Source organism: Aquitalea sp. ASV15, assembly GCF_016429115.1.
Lineage (GTDB): Bacteria > Pseudomonadota > Gammaproteobacteria > Burkholderiales > Chromobacteriaceae > Aquitalea > Aquitalea magnusonii.
Genome location: NZ_JAELTZ010000154.1, coordinates 1 through 366, shown reverse-complemented (window position 1 = coordinate 366; position 366 = coordinate 1). Strand labels below are relative to the sequence as shown.

General features: G+C 63.9%; 1 protein-coding gene. It reads left to right on the top strand.

Annotation, left to right across the window (positions count from 1 at the left end):
- Positions 1–366: hypothetical protein (locus tag JHD64_RS21285; RefSeq protein ID WP_199055628.1), on the top strand; the 366-nt coding region annotated here is incomplete at both ends.

Genomic DNA, 366 nt, shown 5'->3' with positions numbered 1-366 from the left:
GCGCCAACCACGTGGTCACCACCACGGCGACCGTGGCAGCCAATGGCAGCTGGACCGTTCCGGCCAGCAGCCTGAGCGGCCTGGTGGATGGTGCGGTAACGGTGAAAGCCAGCGTCAGCGATGTGGCTGGCAATACCGCCAGCGCCAGCAATATCGACAGCAAGGATACGCTTGCCACCATTGCCATCAGCAGTGATGGCAGTGGCAGCGATCATGTCTATAACAGCAGCGAAAGCGGTGCCGCCGTGGTCAGCGGTACCACCACGGGTGTGGAAGCCGGCCAGACTGTCACCGTCACCTTCACCGACAGCGCCAACCACGTGGTCACCACCACGGCGACCGTGGCAGCCAATGGCAGCTGGACCG